Origin of the sequence: Escherichia sp. TW14182 (genome assembly GCF_000208525.1) — a bacterium.
Classification (GTDB): domain Bacteria; phylum Pseudomonadota; class Gammaproteobacteria; order Enterobacterales; family Enterobacteriaceae; genus Escherichia; species Escherichia ruysiae.
Genome location: NZ_AEJZ01000293.1, coordinates 1 through 2,041, shown reverse-complemented (window position 1 = coordinate 2,041; position 2,041 = coordinate 1). Strand labels below are relative to the sequence as shown.

The window sequence follows — 2,041 nt, the reverse complement described above, 5'->3', positions numbered from 1 at the left end:
TGATAAGACGCGTCAGCGTCGCATCAGGCGGTTATTGTCGGGTACGGCGTAAATACTTCATCCGACATACAAAACTAAATGCCGGATGCGGCGTAAATGCTTCATCCGACCTGGAAAAACGAACTGTACGTAAGCCTGATAAGGCGCGCCAGCGCCGCATCAGGCGGTTGTTGCCGGATGCGGTGTAATCATTTATCCGTCCAGGAATGAGGAAGAACCCCATGGATGTCATTAAAAAGAAACATTGGTGGCAAAGCGACGCGCTGAAATGGTCAGTGTTAGGTCTGCTTGGCCTGCTGGTGGGTTACCTTGTTGTTTTAATGTACGCACAAGGGGAGTACCTGTTCGCCATTACCACGCTGATTTTAAGTTCTGCGGGACTGTATATTTTCGCCAACCGGAAAGCCTACGCCTGGCGCTATGTTTATCCGGGAATGGCAGGAATGGGGCTGTTCGTGCTCTTCCCTCTGGTCTGCACCATCGCCATTGCTTTTACCAACTACAGCAGCACTAACCAGCTAACTTTTGAACGCGCCCAGGAAGTTCTGTTAGATCGTTCCTGGCAAGCGGGCAAAACCTATAACTTCGGGCTTTATCCGGCAGGTGATGAGTGGCAACTGGCGCTCACCGATGGCGAAACCGGTAAGCATTATCTCTCCGATGCCTTTAAATTTGGCGGCGAGCAAAAGCTGCAACTGAAAGAAAGTGCCACACAGCCTGAGGGCGAGCGCGCAAATCTGCGCGTGATTACCCAAAATCGTCAGGCGCTGAGCAACATTACCGCCATCCTCCCGGATGACAACAAAGTGATGATGAGCTCCCTGCGCCAGTTCTCTGGCACACAACCGCTCTACACACTGGGCGATGACGGTACGCTGACCAATAACCAGAGTGGCGTCAAATATCGCCCGAATGACCAGACCGGCTTTTACCAGTCCATCACCGCCGATGGCAACTGGGGCGACGACAAACTCAGCCCCGGTTACACCGTGACTACCGGCTGGAAAAACTTTACCCGCGTCTTCACCGACGAAGGCATTCAGAAACCGTTCCTCGCGATTTTCGTCTGGACCGTGATGTTCTCACTGATCACTGTCTTTTTAACGGTTGCAGTCGGCATGGTGCTGGCCTGTCTGGTGCAATGGGAAGCGTTGCGCGGCAAAGCGGTCTATCGCGTCCTGCTGATTCTGCCCTACGCGGTGCCATCGTTTATTTCAATCTTGATTTTCAAAGGGTTGTTTAACCAGAGCTTCGGTGAAATCAACATGATGTTGAGCGCGCTGTTTGGCGTGAAGCCCGCCTGGTTTAGCGATCCGACCACCGCACGGACGATGCTGATTATCGTCAACACGTGGCTGGGTTATCCGTACATGATGATCCTCTGCATGGGCTTGCTGAAAGCGATTCCTGACGACCTGTATGAAGCCTCAGCGATGGATGGCGCAAGTCCATTCCAGAACTTCTTTAAAATCACGCTGCCGCTGCTGATCAAGCCGCTGACACCGCTGATGATCGCCAGCTTCGCCTTTAACTTTAACAACTTCGTGCTGATTCAACTGTTGACCAACGGTGGCCCGGATCGTCTTGGCACCACCACGCCAGCCGGTTATACCGACCTGCTCGTTAACTACACCTACCGTATCGCTTTTGAAGGCGGCGGGGGTCAGGACTTCGGTCTGGCGGCAGCGATTGCCACGCTGATTTTCCTGCTGGTGGGTGCGCTGGCGATAGTGAACCTGAAAGCCACGCGAATGAAGTTTGATTAAGGGAGATAACAAAAATGGCAATGGTCCAACCGAAATCGCAAAAAGCACGTTTGTTTATTACTCACCTGCTACTGCTACTTTTTATCGCGGCGATTATGTTCCCGCTGCTGATGGTCGTCGCCATCTCGCTGCGTCAGGGGAACTTCGCGACCGGCAGCCTGATCCCGGAGCAAATCTCGTGGGATCACTGGAAACTGGCGTTAGGCTTTAGCGTTGAACAGGCCGATGGTCGCATTACGCCACCGCCGTTCCCGGTATTGCTGTGGCTGGGGGGA

2 protein-coding genes and 1 pseudogene are annotated in these 2,041 nt (G+C 53.3%); all 3 read left to right on the top strand.

Features of this window, described 5'->3' with window-relative positions; all coding sequences use genetic code 11:
* Positions 1-188, top strand: a 188-nt coding sequence (locus EQY_RS26945) for a hypothetical protein (protein ID WP_237712280.1), incomplete at its 5' end; no start/stop codon positions are given.
* 33 nt (positions 189-221) lie between these two features.
* Entirely contained in the window at positions 222-1,766 is a 1,545-nt protein-coding gene (gene malF, locus EQY_RS0120150; protein ID WP_010344809.1) for a maltose ABC transporter permease MalF, read from the top strand.
* A gap of 14 nt (positions 1,767-1,780) precedes the next feature.
* Positions 1,781-2,041 (top strand): annotated as a pseudogene (gene malG, locus EQY_RS0120145) (maltose ABC transporter permease MalG); the annotation flags it as partial.